Source organism: Enterobacter chengduensis (assembly GCF_001984825.2).
GTDB lineage: Bacteria > Pseudomonadota > Gammaproteobacteria > Enterobacterales > Enterobacteriaceae > Enterobacter > Enterobacter chengduensis.
Genome location: NZ_CP043318.1, coordinates 3,041,749 through 3,056,740 on the forward strand (window position 1 = coordinate 3,041,749; position 14,992 = coordinate 3,056,740).

The following is a 14,992-nucleotide window of genomic DNA, read 5'->3' on the forward strand; positions in this document are numbered from 1 at the left end:
ACGCCTTACCCGGCCTACTCTCAACTCGTTTTCTCCAAAATAGTTCAAATTGCAGCAAGGCGGCCAACGCGGCTGCGGCTTGAAATATGAAGGAGAAAAAAAGGCCCCTGTGTAATTTGCAGGGGCCTGGTACAAGCAAGCATCATATTGGGCGACATGATGCGCGGTAAAAATCGGTACGTTGCTACACGTGATAGCGCTCAATCAGCGACTTCATTTCCGCAACCGACTCTCCCTCTACGCCGTAGCGTGAATACTCATCCGCTTCAGCATCCGTCGACATTGACAACCCTGTATTGCGATAACGCATAGGTGAAGGTATCCATTTACCCGCGGAACTGTGCAGCTCCTCTACCCCTGCGTTTAAAAACCGTTCCAGATTGCTGGCGCGGACTCCCGCACCCGCCATTATTATTGGAACACCGGAATGTGCTTTTAGTTCCGTAATTAATTGCAGTCCTTTTTCAGCGGACGCCTGTTGACCCGATGTCAGAACGCGCGCTACGCCAAGTTCTCCAAGCGTATCAAAGGCCTGAAGCGGATCTTTACACATATCAAATGCGCGATGAAAAGTGACGGCCAGCCCCTGCGCGGCATTCATAATCTGACGCATGCGCGGTATATCGATATTGCCGTCTTCATTCAGCAGGCCGGTCACCAGGCCCGGGAACCCCAGCTCCCGAACGAGCGCGATATCATCAAGCATGGCACCAAACTCGCCCGCCGTGTAACAAAAATCACCGCCGCGCGGGCGAATAATCGGGTGAACGGGGATCGTGACGGCCTGACGGGCGGCCCTCAGCACGCCGTAAGAAGGCGTCAGTCCGCCCTCTTTGGGTGCCGCGCACAGTTCTATACGGTCAGCCCCGCGTTTTTGCGCGGTCACGGCACACTCCACGCTGTAACAACAAATCTCCAGCAGCGCCATTTAATCCTCCTGAAATCCCACTAAACGCACCATCATGACACGCGGTCCGCTTTCATTCCCCGCGCGAACTCACATCTCTTACGCTTCACTGGCAACGATCTGCTCAATGGTCCACGGATGAAACTTCACCGTGACCTGGCCGTCCGTGACGGCCAGCGTCGGGTTAGGTAACCGCTCACGCTCGCCTTTGGGAGAGCTGGTCTTCACGAAAATCCCCGGCTTGCTTAAGCCGTCGTCAGACAGCAGGGCCAGCGCCCGCGCGTTCAACGTCTCCGGCTCACCCGGCAGGACAATTTCGATATGTTCCCAGCCTTCGTGCGGATAGCGCTTTTCGCCCGGCCACGGCAGTTCCACCACGGTGAATTGCCAGTGGGCTACGTTCACCGGCTCGCGCAGTTTAAACAGGCAGATGGGGCGACCGTTAATCATGTTCTCGGACAGCAGCTCGCCGCACTGCTCGAACCCGCGACGCCAGCGCTCGGCGGTGGCATTCTGATGACAGCGCAAAGAGATGTGATCGGCCTCAAGCGGTGCGATATCCAGACCCAGACGGGTGGCAAGTTCTGTGAACGCCTGGGTGAAGCGCGGTAAATCTGCGGAAATATCATGCAGTTCGTCAATGGATTGCCAGTTCGCCATAATTCACTCTCTTTTCGTGTCGCAAAGCCGCTAATTTACTCTGTTGACCTGTTTTGACCAACCGCTGAATCCGGCTTTTTATGACTGCATGTTTATGCACGCCTTCTTAGCCTAGATTCTGAGCAATCTTCAGGCCCCGCGATGCTGACGGCAGAAGGCATTTGCAGTATACTCCCGCCCTAAATTCTCTAACTGGCGCGGGTGGTTGTGAGCCCGCATCAAAAAAGTAAGGTATCCAGGTGAATATTCAGGCTCTTCTCTCCGAAAAAGTCAGTCAGGCACTGATTGCCGCAGGCGCGCCTGCGGATTGCGAACCGCAGGTTCGTCAGTCAGCAAAAGTACAGTTTGGCGACTATCAGGCTAATGGCGTGATGGCAGTGGCTAAAAAACTGGGCATGCCGCCGCGACAGCTCGCTGAGCAGGTACTGACGCATCTGGATCTTTCCGGCATTGCCAGCAAAACCGAAATCGCCGGTCCGGGCTTTATCAACATTTTCCTTGAGCCTGCATTCCTGGCAAGCCACGTTGACGCGGCGCTGAAGTCTGACCGTCTGGGCGTTTCCCAGCCGGAAGCACAGACCGTGGTGATCGACTACTCTGCGCCGAACGTGGCGAAAGAGATGCACGTTGGCCACCTGCGCTCCACCATCATCGGTGACGCCGCGGTGCGTACGCTTGAATTCCTCGGTCATAAGGTGATCCGCGCGAACCACGTGGGCGACTGGGGTACCCAGTTCGGCATGCTGATTGCTTACCTGGAAAAACAGCAGCAGGAAAACGCGGGCGAAATGGCGCTGGCGGACCTGGAAGGGTTCTATCGCGAAGCCAAAAAACACTACGACGAAGACGAAGCCTTCGCCGAGCGCGCGCGCAGCTACGTGGTAAAACTGCAGGGCGGCGACCAATACTTCCTCGAGATGTGGCGCAAGCTGGTCGACATCACCATGTCTCAGAACCAGCTCACCTATAACCGCCTGAACGTCACCCTGACCCGTGACGACGTGATGGGTGAAAGCCTGTACAACCCAATGCTGCCGGGCATTGTGGCGGACCTGAAAGCGAAAAACCTGGCGGTTGAGAGCGAAGGCGCAACGGTTGTGTTCCTTGATGAGTACAAAAACAAGGAAGGTGAACCGATGGGCGTGATCGTCCAGAAAAAGGATGGCGGCTACCTCTACACCACCACCGATATCGCCTGTGCGAAATACCGTTACGAGACGCTGCATGCCGACCGCGTGCTGTACTACATCGACTCCCGCCAGCACCAGCACCTGATGCAGGCGTGGACCATCGTGCGTAAAGCGGGCTACGTGCCGGACAGCGTTCCGCTGGAACACCACATGTTCGGCATGATGCTGGGTAAAGACGGCAAGCCGTTCAAAACCCGCGCGGGCGGGACCGTGAAGCTCTCCGACCTGCTGGACGAAGCGCTGGAACGCGCCCGTCGTCTGGTGGCCGAGAAGAACCCGGACATGCCGGCCGACGAGCTGGAAAAGCTGGCCAACGCCGTGGGTATCGGTGCGGTGAAATACGCGGATCTCTCCAAGAACCGCACCACAGACTATATCTTCGACTGGGACAACATGCTGGCGTTTGAAGGCAACACGGCACCGTACATGCAGTACGCCTACACCCGCGTGCTCTCGGTATTCCGTAAAGCCAATATCGATGAAAGCGTGCTGGCGAATGCCACCGTGACTATCACGGAAGATCGTGAAGCGCAGCTGGCTGCCCGTCTGCTGCAGTTCGAAGAGACGCTGACGGTGGTTGCGCGTGACGGCACGCCGCACGTAATGTGTGCATACCTGTACGATCTGGCAGGTCTGTTCTCCGGCTTCTACGAGCACTGCCCTATTCTCTCTGCGGAGAATGAATCGGTCCGCAACAGCCGCCTGAAGCTGGCGCAGCTGACGGCGAAGACCCTGAAGCTGGGTCTGGATACCCTGGGTATCGAAACCGTAGAACGTATGTAATACAAAAAACCCGGCAAACGCCGGGTTTTATTTTGTAGCCCCGGTAAGCGCAGCGCCGCCGGGGATATTCACAGGTTCAGAAGTATTTCCGCAAATACTCCGTCAGACACAGTATCGCCATCGCCTGTCCGTACGGCATCGACGTCAGCGGGATCTGGCGATAGAACGCCAGATTGCTGCCCATCCCCGTGCCGAACGACGTTTGCAGTAACTCCCCTTCCGGCGAGATATTTTTTACGATGCCGCGAATCGCCTTTTCCGCAACGTCAGCATACTGTTGACTAACATAGCGCTTACGCACCGCTTTCAGAATGCCGTAGGCAAACCCTGCCGTAGCGGACGCCTCAAGATAAGAATTTGGATCGTCGAGCAGCGTGTGCCACAACCCGCTCTCGTCCTGGCATTTCGCCAGCGCCGCAATCTGCGCATTAAGCACCTGCACCAGATAACGATGCACGGCGTTGCTCTCGGGCAGATCGACCAGCTCAAGGAAGTCCGGAATGACGATGGTCAGCCAGCTGTTGCCGCGCGCCCAGCGGGCACGCGCAAAGTTATGGTTGCCGTCGTAATTCCAGCCGTGGAACCACAGCCCGGTCTCCCGGTCCATCAGGTTCTGCACGTGCAGCAGGAACTGATACACCGCCTCTTCAACGTACTCCGGTTTGTTGAGCAGCTTGCCGATTTTCGCCAGCGGCAGCACCGTCATCATCAGCGTGTCATCCCACATCTGCTGATGGTTCTCTTCCGCCAGGGTGATATGCTGCATGCCGCCGTGCTCCGTACGCGGCATCTCATTCATCGCCCATTCCGCCCAGCTTTCCAGCCACGGCAGCCAGGCCGGGTTTCTGCTCTCTTCATAGCGATAGGCCAGCGTCAGGAACGGCGACATGGTATTCACGTTCTTGGTTGTCGCCCCTTCCGCAAACCGGTCCGCGAACCAGCCGTCGATGATGTCGCGCATACCCTTGTCGCCGGTCTGGCAGTAATACTGCCAGATACCGTACAGGCCGACGCCGTGCGTCCACTCCCATCCGGCCCAGCCTTTGGTGTCGATCACGCGCCCGTCGTCCAGCCGCAGCAAAAACTCGCCCGTTTTGTCGTGGATATTCACCAGATTATGCGTCACGCTCTGAATCAACGATTTCAGCTCGTCCCGGGCGATAAAACGCTCTGGCTGACGCAATAACGGGCTATGTTTGACAGGCCAAACTTTCATCTTCTTAACCTCTGTTGTATGTCGAATTCAGTACCGCGCGATCCTTCAGCGAAGGCGCCGCGGGCTTATTGCGATTCAGATAACCGATGTTGTTGTTGCCCCACAGTGACTCATACGGCATACCGGCCAGCATCTCCACGGTGGCACGGGCTTGCGGCGTGGCAGCTTCGGGTATCGCACGGTCAGACTCGCGCATTTTGGCGGTCTCCTCGCGCAGCGTGCTGTGGGTCTGCAGATTAAGTTTGAAGCGCAGGGAAACGAGGAAGCCGCAGAGCAGCACCAGGATGGTGCCCACGCTGAGGATCATCAGAATGGTGTGGCTCACTTCCGCTGGCTGGACTTTCTGACCGCTAACAAAGCCGGATAACTGCATCACAATGCCCACCAGCATCACCGCACCGGCCTGAGATGCCTTACGGGTCAGGGTCATGATGCCGGCGAAGATCCCTTCGCGGCGCTGGCCGGTGATCACTTCATCCACATCGGCAATGTAGGTGTAGGTATTCCATGGTACGTAGTTGATGCCGCCGCGCCCCAGGCCCGCTATCGCAGAGATCAGCAACAGCAGAGCATAGACGTCGCTCAGGCCGGCATAATAGAGCATGGCGTATGAGAGAGAGGCCAGGCCAAACAGCACCACCACCATGCGGTAGGACGGCGCAGGCCCAAAGCGGATACACAGCGGGATCATGGCGATAACCGCAAGGAACTGGAAGATAGCCATCGTGCCCAGCAGGTTGGACGCCATTGACGCTTCCTGCATCAGCACAAACACCACGTAGTAGGTGAAGACCGCATTAAAGACGTCCTGCGCAATATAGCCGCCGAGGTACATGCCCAGATGCTGGCGGAAAATCTTAATCCGCAGCGTAGAGCTCAGCTCCACGAACAGACGGTTCAGGCTCTGGCCCAGCGTCAGCTTCTTCTTCTCTTCTTCGGCACGCAGCGCCGCTTCAGACCACTCCTCTCTCGGGCGTTCCCAGGTGAAGCACCAGACAAAGGTCAGCATCAGCGCGCACAGCACGGAGAAGACCAGGCTTGCGTAAAAGAAGGAAACCGCGTTGTCTTTCCCGAATTGGGTTAGCAGGATGCCCGGCAGGAAGGAGGCCAGAATGGCGGACATCTGCGCCATAGAAATGCGCGCCCCGGAAAACTTGGTCTTCTGTTTGAAGTCATCGGTCATTTCCGGCACCAGCGTTTCGTATGGCACCAGAATCATCGTGTAGACAATATCAAACACCAGGTAGGTTAGCAGGTAGTACCAGAAGCTCATGTCCCCTACCCACATCAGCGAGTAGCTGAACACACACGGAATACCCAGCAGGATAAAGAACTTGCGGCGGCCAAAACGCTTGCCGAGCCAGGTTGTACCAAAGTTATCGGTCAAAAAGCCCATTAACGGGCTCACCAGGGCATCCAGCACCCTTGCCGCGGCAAAGATGAACGTTGCCTCGATAGGTGAGAGTCCACAGAAGGTGGTATAAAAATACAAAAGCCAGGCCGCCGTCAGGGCGGTGGTACCCGCCCCGAGGAAATCGCCTGACCCGTAAGCAAGATAATTTGCGAATCCAATTTTACGTGTTTTCATTGCCGTCAACCCTAATCAGTTTTGGGAGACTCCCTGCAAGCAAGCCTCGTCCGGGAGCTTTTATACGGCTACAGTAAATGCATCGGCCTGTTGAAACCTTTCTGTTTCTGCCATCACGAAGTGGGTAAATGGCAAAATTGCAAAGAGTATGGTCACGCGCGTCACTGATTTATAAAACAGCGTTTCTTTTTCTTCAAAAGGTGAGGTCGATTTTGAGATCCAGCCATCAGAATTCCCTGATGGCTGGCGAACAGGCAGGATGTTAGCGGTAGTTGACGATGACAGAATTGCTCTGCACTTTCAGGGCCGGGATTAAACGCCCCCCGCCCGGCACTTCCCAGATAAAACGCAAAGGTTCAACAGCCGGCACGCCGTTGAACGCCTGCGTTGTGCCATTTTCACCGTCGATTTCAGTACAGCGCGTCTGGGAGCAGAGGCGTACCCGCAATCCCGCAGGCGTCGGGCCAATCAGCCGGTAGTTCCAGACCACCAGCCCCATCAGGCCGGATACGCCCTCAGAAGGCGACAGCGGGTTAGAGGACATGGCAACGCCCCGGTTGCTGAGGGTCACCCCCATGCTGCTTGCCTGCCAGGAGCCCTCTCCACCGGCCTGCGCCGCCAGCGGAAAGAGTAAAATCCATAGCCATTTACGCATTATTTCCCTCCAATCGTCGCGGTCATGCGGATATGGCGGTTATCCGACAGCTCCAGGTTTGACAGCACGACCAGCTGGCTCAGGCTGCGGCGCAGGAAGCGCGACAGCAGCGGACGCAGCGCGTGGTTCACCAGCAGCACCGGCGGCGCGCCCAGCATCTCCTGACGCGCCAGCGCCTCCTGCGTTTGCGCCAGCAGACGGTCCGCCAGGCCCGGCTCCAGGCCGCCCCCGCCCTGCAGAGCCTGCAGCAGCAGACGTTCAAGCGGCGTATCGAGGCCAATAACCTGCACCTCTCCGGTTCCCGGGAACCACTGCTGGGTGATCGCCCGCCCCAGCGCCACGCGCACCACCGCCGTCAGCTCGTGCGGATCGCTTTGTATCGGCGCGTGCTCGGCAAGGGTTTCCAGGATGGTGCGCATATCGCGGATCGGCACCTTCTCGTCGAGCAGATTTTGCAGCACCTTATGCAGCGTGGTTAGGGTCAGCACGCCCGGGACCAGATCTTCCGTCAGCTTCGGCATCTCCTGCGTGACGCGGTCCAGCAGCTGCTGCGCTTCCTGGCGGCCAAACAGCTCGGCCGAGAATTGCCCGATCAGGTGATTAAGATGGGTCGCCACCACGGTACTGGCTTCGACTACCGTATAACCCTGGATCTGCGCCTGCTCTTTCAGGGCGCTTTCAATCCAGATAGCGGCCAGGCCAAAGGCCGGGTCGATAGTTTGCTCGCCCGGCAGCGTGCCTGCTGCGGTGCCGGGGTTAATCGCCAGCCAGCGGCCCGGATAGGCATCCCCGCTGCCGATTTCCACGCCTTTCATCAGGATGCGATAGCGCGCGGGCGGCAGGTCCATATTGTCGCGGATGTGCACCACCGGCGGCAGGAAGCCCATATCCTGCGCGAATTTTTTACGGATACTGCGGATACGGCCCAGCAGCTCGCCGTCCTGCTGGAAATCGACCATCGGGATCAGGCGATACCCCACTTCCATACCCAGGGAGTCTTCCAGCTGAACGTCGTTCCAGGTTGCTTCGACGGCCTGGTTATTCTCCGGCATTTTGACCGGAACAGGCTCCGCTGCCGGTTGGATTTCACGGCCGCGCATCCACCAGGCCAGCCCCAGCAGAGCCGCCGTAAACAGCAGGAAGACGAGGTTTGGCATGCCCGGCACCAGGCCGAGCAGGCCCAGAACGGCAGCGGCCAGCAGCATCACGCGCGGGTTGCTGAACAGCTGGCCAACCATCTGCTCGCCAACGTCCTGATCGGTGCTCACGCGGGTCACGATCACGCCCGCCGCCGTGGAGATCACCAGCGCCGGGATCTGCGCGACCAGACCGTCACCAATGGTCAGCAGCGTATAGCTTTCCGCCGCGTGGCCCATGTCCATCCCGTGCTGCAGTACCCCCACCAGCAGCCCGCCGACCACGTTAATCACCATGATCAGAATGCCCGCGATGGCGTCACCGCGCACAAACTTGCTCGCACCGTCCATGGAGCCGTAGAAGTCGGCTTCCTGCGTCACTTCCGCACGGCGCTTTTTGGCTTCATCTTCGGCGATAAGACCGGCGTTCAGGTCGGCGTCGATCGCCATCTGCTTGCCCGGCATCCCGTCCAGCACAAAGCGCGCGCCCACTTCCGCGATACGCCCGGCACCTTTGGTGATAACCATAAAGTTGATAATAACGAGGATAACGAACACCACGATGCCGATAGCGAAATTGCCGCCGACGAGGAAGTGGCCGAACGCTTCCACCACTTTACCCGCCGCTGCCGCCCCGGTGTGCCCTTCCATCAGGATGATACGCGTGGACGCCACGTTCAGCGCCAGCCTCAGCAGGGTGGTAAACAGCAGAATGGTCGGGAACGCGGCGAACTCCAGGGTGCGCTGGGTGAACATCGCCACCAGCAGCACCATAATGGACAGCGCAATGTTGAATGTGAAAAGCAGATCGAGGATGAACGCCGGGAGCGGCAGTACCATCATCGACAGAATTAGCAGGATCAGAATCGGCCCGGCCAGGATCTGCCATTGGGTCGATTTCAGGTTGCCGGGCAGGCGCAACATTGCCACCAGATTAGCCATCAGTGTCCTTCTCGTTCATAAAATCCAGCGCGGCAGGCACCGGAAGGTTCTCAGGTTTCACAGGCCGTTGACCGCCGGCGAGACGCCAGCGCTTCAGCTGCCATACCCAGGCCAGCACTTCCGCCACGGCGGCGTAGAGCTGTCCCGGGATCTGTTGTCCAATTTCCGCGTGGCGGTAAAGAGCACGCGCCAGCGGAGGGGCTTCCAGGATCGGCACCCGGTGTTCCGTGCCGATTTCCCGGATACGCAGGGCGATCGGTCCCGCCCCTTTCGCGACGACTTTCGGCGCGCTCATTTTGTTTTCGTCATAGCGCAGCGCAACGGAGTAGTGCGTCGGGTTGGTGACGATGACGTCGGCCTTCGGCACATCCTCCATCATGCGTCGACGGGCGGCGGCACGCTGCATCTGGCGGATACGCCCCTTCACGTGCGGGTCACCTTCCATCTGCTTATATTCGTCGCGAATATCCTGACGCGACATGCGCAGCTTTTTGAAGTGGGTGTACAGCTGGAAGATGACGTCAAAACCCACCATCGGGATAATGCTGAGCACCACCAGCAGCGCGCAGAGCCCAACCAGATTCAGGGCGTTGCTCATGGCGGTAAGAGGCGATTCGCTGATAAGACGCATCATTTCCGGCCAGTGGTACCAGAGGTAAAACCCCGCGGAGCTGCCCATCAGCACCGATTTGAGAATGGCTTTAAGCAGCTCGGCCCCGGTCTGGGCAGAGAACATTTTCGCAATGCCCGGCAGCGGGTTGAGTTTGGAAAATTTTGGCTGCAGCGATTTGCCGCTAAAAACCAGACCGCCGAGCATCACCGGAGAGACCAGCGCGACCAGCACGACCCCGGTTATCAGGGGCAACAGCGCGACCATGGCCCCTTTAATCAGCTGGATAATCTGGCTGAGGATCAGATTCGGATCGTTGACCATGCTGTGGTCAAAACGTAAGCCGGTGGACAGCATGCCCGCCAGCTTGCGGGCGAGCGACTCCCCGCCCCACCAGATAATGCACACGCCCACGATAAGGATCAGCAGGGAGGTCAATTCTCGGGATCGGGGGATCTGCCCTTCCTCACGCGCCTTTTCAAGTCGGTGGGGTGTGGGGGCTTCCGTTTTGTCGTCGTTCTCTTCTGCCACAGTGCATGCTCAGCCCATTACGTCACGGGTATCATGCCAGCGCAGCGGAAATCCAATGGCGGGAAAAGCCCGTTTATTCGGGCTCTTTTCGGGGATTTTGTCGTAAACCGCCTCAGGCGCTGTTAATCCCCTGAGGCGGAATGGACAATCAGAAGCCGAGGCTGTCCAGCAGGTCGTCCACCTGGTCCTGGCTTGCCACCACGCCCGCCTTGCTGGCGTCGAGCTGTGGGCCATTGAGCAGGCTTTCGTTCTCGCGTTTTGGACGGGCGGCCGGTTCCGGAATGTTCTCCAGCAGCACCATCAGCAGCTGACGCTCAATCTCCTGGATAACGTCCATCATGCGCTTGATCACCTGACCGGTCAGGTCCTGGAAATCCTGCGCCATCATGATGTCCAGCAGCTGGGCGTTGGTGAAGCTGGTGTGGCCCGGCACATCGCCCAGGTACTGGCGGGTATCGGTCACCAGCTCGCGGGCATCCGCCAGCTCGATAGGATTTTCAAACCACTCATCCCAGCGTTTGCTCAGCGCTTTCGCCCCTTTTTCCATCGCATCCTGGTGCGGCTGTGACGCTTCAACGCTGTTCAGCGCACGCTCCGCGGCCTGCGCGGTCATCTGCACAACGTAGTCCAGACGATCGCGGGCATCGGGAATCGCTTCCGCCGCCTCCGCAATCGCCTGATCCAGACCCAGCTCGCGAAGGCTGTCGCGCAGCATGCGCGTCAGGCTGCCGATACGGACGATGATATCGCTCGGCGAGTGTTCTTCAACGGGTTTCATAGAAGGTTGCAACATTTCCATCACCTCACATGCCGAGTTTCTCGAAGATCTTACCGAGCTTCTCTTCCAGGGTTGCCGCGGTGAATGGCTTCACCACATAGCCGCTTGCGCCCGCCTGTGCCGCAGCAATGATGTTCTCTTTTTTCGCTTCCGCTGTGACCATCAGAACCGGCATGGACGCCATTCCCGCATCGGCACGAATGGTTTTCAGCAGTTCCAGACCGTCCATATTCGGCATGTTCCAGTCGGAGATCACAAAACCAAACCCGCCAGCCTGCAGTTTGTTCAGCGCATCAACGCCGTCTTCTGCTTCTTCAACGTTGTTGAAGCCCAGCTCTTTCAGCAGGTTGCGCACGATGCGACGCATGGTGGAAAAGTCATCCACAACCAAAAACTTAAGCTCTTTATCCGCCATAAAATAATACTCCTGAGTCAAATACGTATTGCCTGTCCGGCACTGATTTTCGCCAGCATCTGCTGGCTTACCTGGCTAAGATCGACCACTTCGCTCACGCCACCCATATTGATGGCCTCGCGCGGCATGCCGAACACCACACAACTTGCTTCATTCTGCGCAATGGTCCAGGCGCCAGCCTGGTGCATTGCAAGCATTCCGGCGGCACCGTCGTTGCCCATCCCCGTCAGGATCACCCCAACGGCGTTGCGCCCCGCATGTTTCGCCACCGAATGAAACAGCACATCCACCGACGGACGGTGCCGGTTAACCGGCGGTCCGTCATGAATCTTGATTTGATAGTTAGCGCCGCTGCGCGCCAGCTCCATATGCTTGTCGCCCGGGGCGATATAGGCATGCCCCGGCAGCACGCGCTCGCCGTCTTCCGCCTCTTTCACGCTGATCTGGCACAGCTTGTTCAGGCGTTCGGCGAACGAACGGGTAAAGCCTGGCGGCATATGCTGAGTAATCAGAATACCCGGACTTGAGAGCGGCAATGGCTGGAGTACATGGCGAATTGCCTCTGTTCCTCCGGTTGACGCCCCAATCACCAGCAGTTTTTCCGAGCTGAGTAACGGGCCGGCCTTCAGGGTTGTCGGGGCGGCCATCGGCTTATGCGCGGCAAGCTTCGCCCGCGACGCGGTGCGAATTTTCTCCGCGATCATTTCGCTATACGCCAGCATCCCCTCGCGAATGCCGAGCTGCGGCTTGGTGACGAAATCCACCGCCCCCAGCTCCAGCGCGCGCAGGGTGATTTCCGACCCTTTCCCGGTCAGAGAGGAGACCATCACCACCGGCATGGGCCGAAGCCGCATTAACTTTTCGAGGAAATCGATGCCATCCATGCGCGGCATTTCGACATCCAGCGTTAGCACATCGGGGTTATATTTTTTAATTAAATCCCGCGCGACCAGCGGATCGGGCGCCGTTGCCACCATCTCCATGTCGCTGTGGCTATTGATGATTTCAGTCATGATCTGACGCATCAGCGCTGAATCGTCGACAGACAATACCCTGATTTTACTCATGCTTTTTCCTTACTCAGCGCATACACCGTTTGCCCACGCAGGCTAAACTCACGCGCGAGGTTGCTGAAGTTTTCCGAGTGCCCGGCAAACAGTAAACCGTCAGGCTTGAGCAACGGAACAAACCGACGCAAAATGTCCTGTTGCGTCGTTTTATCAAAATAGATCATGACGTTACGGCAAAAGATGGCGTCGAACGGCCCCGGCACGTTGTACTGCTTATCCAGCAGGTTAACGGGCGCGAATTCAACGCAGTTCGCCAGCTCCTGGCGCACGCGTACCAGCCCTTCATGCGGGCCCGTGCCGCGCATGAAGTAACGCTGAAGCTGCTGCGGCGACAGCGTTTTCAGCTCGTCCTGGCGATAAACGCCGTTACGCGCCTTCTCCAGCACCTCGGTATCGATATCGCTGGCGTAGACCTTCCAGCGTCCTGGCGTCATGCCGAGAGTGTCAGCGAGGGTGATCGCCAGCGAGTACGGCTCTTCGCCCGTCGAGGCGGCCGCACTCCAGACGCGATACTCCCCGGTGCGACGGCGCGCGTGCTCGGCCAGTACCGGGAAGTGGTGAGCTTCGCGGAAAAACGCCGTCAGGTTGGTGGTCAACGAGTTAATAAAAGCCTGCCACTCGGCGCTGTTCTGGTTCGCCTCGAGCATGCTCAGATAGCGGCCAAAATCATCCAGCCCCAGCGTACGCAAGCGCCGCACCAGACGGTTGTAGACCATGTCCCGCTTATGATCCGCTAGCACGATCCCCGCACGCTGGTAGATTAACTGACATATCCGACGAAAATGCGCGTCGGACAGCGCGAGGCGCTGTGTCATCTGCAACAATAATGACGTTTGCCCAGGGGGCATTGGTGATGTCATAGCGCCTTCTTAATTACATTCAGGATACAACTGGCACGGCCTGCGACCGCCCGACTTCTGTTACTGCTTCAACGTGCTCTTTCACATTAAATACCGCGACCAGCCCGGTGAGGCGATCCGCCTGGCTGGCCAGCTGATCGGTTGCCGCTGCCGCTTCCTCAACTAACGAGGCGTTCTGTTGCGTCACCTGATCCATCTGGCTGACCGCCTGAGCCACCTGCTCAATGCCGCGACGCTGTTCGTCCGACGCCGAGGCAATCTCGCCCATGATGTCGTTCACCCGCGTCACGGAGGTGACGATCTCGTGCATGGTGTGCGCCGCCGTATCCACCAGCGTCGAGCCCTGCTGAACGCGCGAGACCGACTCTTCGATCAGCACCTTGATCTCTTTTGCCGCGTTGGCGCTGCGGCTCGCCAGGTTACGCACTTCCCCCGCCACCACCGCAAATCCGCGCCCCTGCTCTCCGGCGCGCGCCGCCTCAACGGCGGCATTCAGCGCCAGAATGTTGGTCTGGAACGCAATACCGTCAATCACGCTGATGATGTCACCAATTTTCTGCGAACTGGTGGCGATCTCCTGCATGGTGCTGGCGACGTGAGAGGCCTGATCGCCGCCTTTCTTCGCCGTCATCGCCGCCTGTTTTGACAGATCGGACGCCTGACGCGCGTTATCGGCGTTCTGGCTGACCGTCGCGGTGAGCTGCTCCATGCTGGCCGCCGTCTGCGCCAGCGAGGCCGCCTGCTGCTCGGTGCGGGAGGAGAGATCGTTGTTACCCGCCGCAATCTCTGAAATTCCGGTGTGCATGGCGTAGCTGCCCTGCCGCACGTCGGATACCGTTTCCCGCAGCGATCCCTGCATCGCCTTCAGGCTGGCAAAGATCGCCGAAATTTCGTTTTTGCCGAACACCGCCACCGGACGCGCCAGGTCCCCCTTCGCAATGCTGTCGAAGTGGCTGCTGATAATCGCCAGCGGCTGCACGATCATCCTGCGTGACCAGAGCAGTGCCCCGCCGGTCAGCAGCCCCGCCAGAATCACGACCACGGCAAAGATGACGCCCGACATGTGGTAGCTCTGACGGCTCTGGTCACCCGCACGCTGCACAGACTGGTTAATATCCTGCTGCCATGCGTTGAAGCTGCCGTCAAACGCATCCTGCGAGGCCTGAACCGGCGCGGTCATAAAGTCCGACAGCTGGTTGTTATCAAGCCACGTCGCCTGATGTTCCAGATCGCTGTACCACCCTTCAAAGTTCTTCTTCATGGCGGTCTTCAGCGCTTTCTCTTTCTCGCTGCCGGTGGCCTGCGCCGTAAAGGCTTTGAACTGCGCGTCGGCCTGTTTCAGGCTGCTTCGCGCGGTGGCCATTAGCGCCTTAATGTCATCCGGGGGATAACTCAGCGCGGTTAAGGTTCCCGCCTTGTTCAGCGCGGTGCTTGCCTGCAACAGCACGGCACGCGTTTGTGCCAGTGCGGAGCGCTGCTGATTACTCGCCTCAACGTCCTGCAAATTCTGATAGCCATCGCGAAACGCCCAAAAAGACAACCCGTTACTGCCAACCTGCAACACACCGCAAAGGATCAGAATCAAAAACAGTGTGGTCGAGATACGAATACGATTTAACATCCACGCTCCCATCAAGCGGCAAGCAGCCGC

At 58.4% G+C, this 14,992-nt stretch carries 13 protein-coding genes; 1 reads left to right on the forward strand and 12 read right to left on the reverse strand.

Annotated features, from left to right (window positions below):
* Positions 1-184 precede the first annotated feature (184 nt).
* Both cutC and FY206_RS14780 read right to left on the reverse strand, forming a co-directional pair.
* Positions 185-928 (reverse strand): copper homeostasis protein CutC, encoded by a 744-nt coding sequence (cutC, locus tag FY206_RS14775; RefSeq protein ID WP_032641322.1) that lies wholly within the window; start codon positions 926-928, stop codon positions 185-187.
* Positions 929-1,006: 78 nt separating this feature from the next.
* Positions 1,007-1,567, reverse strand: coding sequence for a VOC family protein (locus FY206_RS14780; RefSeq protein ID WP_032641324.1), 561 nt, complete (start codon positions 1,565-1,567; stop codon positions 1,007-1,009).
* Between the two features lie 239 nt (positions 1,568-1,806).
* On the opposite strand from FY206_RS14780, the gene argS reads away from it, so the two are divergent.
* Complete coding sequence (argS, locus tag FY206_RS14785) at positions 1,807-3,540, forward strand: arginine--tRNA ligase (protein ID WP_032641326.1); 1,734 nt, start codon at positions 1,807-1,809, stop codon at positions 3,538-3,540.
* A gap of 76 nt (positions 3,541-3,616) precedes the next feature.
* Here argS and bglB read toward each other — a convergent pair whose 3' ends face one another.
* From bglB to tap, 10 genes are all read right to left on the reverse strand, one after another.
* Positions 3,617-4,756 (reverse strand): beta-galactosidase BglB, encoded by a 1,140-nt coding sequence (gene bglB, locus FY206_RS14790; protein WP_032641328.1) that lies wholly within the window; start codon positions 4,754-4,756, stop codon positions 3,617-3,619.
* Between the two features lie 4 nt (positions 4,757-4,760).
* Positions 4,761-6,344 carry an MFS transporter gene (locus FY206_RS14795; protein ID WP_032641330.1) on the reverse strand — a complete coding sequence of 528 codons (1,584 nt, stop codon included), beginning with the start codon at positions 6,342-6,344 and terminating at the stop codon, positions 4,761-4,763.
* Between the two features lie 262 nt (positions 6,345-6,606).
* Positions 6,607-6,999, reverse strand: coding sequence for a flagellar protein FlhE (gene flhE / locus FY206_RS14800; protein WP_032641332.1), 393 nt, complete (start codon positions 6,997-6,999; stop codon positions 6,607-6,609).
* Positions 6,999-9,077 carry a flagellar biosynthesis protein FlhA gene (flhA, locus tag FY206_RS14805; RefSeq protein WP_032641334.1) on the reverse strand — a complete coding sequence of 693 codons (2,079 nt, stop codon included), beginning with the start codon at positions 9,075-9,077 and terminating at the stop codon, positions 6,999-7,001. The genes flhE and flhA overlap by 1 nt, the downstream gene beginning before the upstream one ends.
* Positions 9,070-10,218 (reverse strand): flagellar biosynthesis protein FlhB, encoded by a 1,149-nt coding sequence (gene flhB, locus FY206_RS14810; protein WP_032641336.1) that lies wholly within the window; start codon positions 10,216-10,218, stop codon positions 9,070-9,072. The genes flhA and flhB overlap by 8 nt, the downstream gene beginning before the upstream one ends.
* Before the next feature lie 148 nt (positions 10,219-10,366).
* Positions 10,367-11,011, reverse strand: coding sequence for a protein phosphatase CheZ (cheZ, locus tag FY206_RS14815; RefSeq protein WP_032642640.1), 645 nt, complete (start codon positions 11,009-11,011; stop codon positions 10,367-10,369).
* 10 nt (positions 11,012-11,021) lie between these two features.
* Positions 11,022-11,411 (reverse strand): chemotaxis response regulator CheY, encoded by a 390-nt coding sequence (gene cheY, locus FY206_RS14820; protein ID WP_008500431.1) that lies wholly within the window; start codon positions 11,409-11,411, stop codon positions 11,022-11,024.
* Between the two features lie 17 nt (positions 11,412-11,428).
* Entirely contained in the window at positions 11,429-12,478 is a 1,050-nt protein-coding gene (locus FY206_RS14825) for a protein-glutamate methylesterase/protein-glutamine glutaminase (RefSeq protein ID WP_032641339.1), read from the reverse strand.
* Positions 12,475-13,341, reverse strand: a complete 867-nt coding sequence (gene cheR / locus FY206_RS14830) for a protein-glutamate O-methyltransferase CheR (protein WP_023312253.1) — start codon at positions 13,339-13,341, stop codon at positions 12,475-12,477. The genes FY206_RS14825 and cheR overlap by 4 nt, the downstream gene beginning before the upstream one ends.
* A 19-nt stretch (positions 13,342-13,360) precedes the next feature.
* Entirely contained in the window at positions 13,361-14,962 is a 1,602-nt protein-coding gene (gene tap, locus FY206_RS14835; RefSeq protein ID WP_032641341.1) for a methyl-accepting chemotaxis protein IV, read from the reverse strand.
* Between the last annotated feature and the right edge of the window lie 30 nt (positions 14,963-14,992).